The following is a 568-nucleotide window of genomic DNA, read 5'->3' on the forward strand; positions in this document are numbered from 1 at the left end:
CCCTGTCTATAATTGCCGTATGATGATTTTCCAGGCGAACCCATTCTGTTTCATCATTCAGAACTGCTTTATGACCGGTATGCATACTGCAACGTGTTTTTCCCCAGATTCTGGTTCCAATATAAATCTCATCCCGGACAATTGCCGCTACTGTCGTAGGGCTCCAGTGTTTCTTTTTGATCGTGTCAAACCTCTGGAACTGCACCTGATCCCCTCTTGATAATTTCTGCTCATCACAAGTGGCAATCGCCTGTCTGTTCAATTCCCTTGTAATATCCGCAAAACTTGTTCCTTCCGCTGCCATCCGAAAAATCATTTTCACGACTTTTGCAGCCTCCGGATCTACTTCCAGCCTTCCATCTTTTCCTTTTTTATAGCCATATCTGGCATTTACCGGAAGGCGTGTACCATTTCTCGTTCTTGTCTGCAATGCTGATGAAATTTTCTTTGACAAATCCAGGCTATACATATTGTATACCAGATTCTGCAATGCTACATTCATTCCACCAGTCATTCCGCTGCTTGCTGCACTGTCATAGCTGTCATTAATCGAAATAAATCGAATCTG

Annotated in this window: 1 protein-coding gene; it reads right to left on the reverse strand. The window is 43.1% G+C overall.

Annotated elements, in window-relative coordinates:
• A partial coding sequence (locus tag G4407_RS16275) for a recombinase family protein (RefSeq protein ID WP_173689705.1) occupies positions 1-568 on the reverse strand: 568 nt, incomplete at both ends.

This window comes from Allocoprococcus comes (assembly GCF_013300725.1).
GTDB lineage: Bacteria > Bacillota > Clostridia > Lachnospirales > Lachnospiraceae > Allocoprococcus > Allocoprococcus comes_A.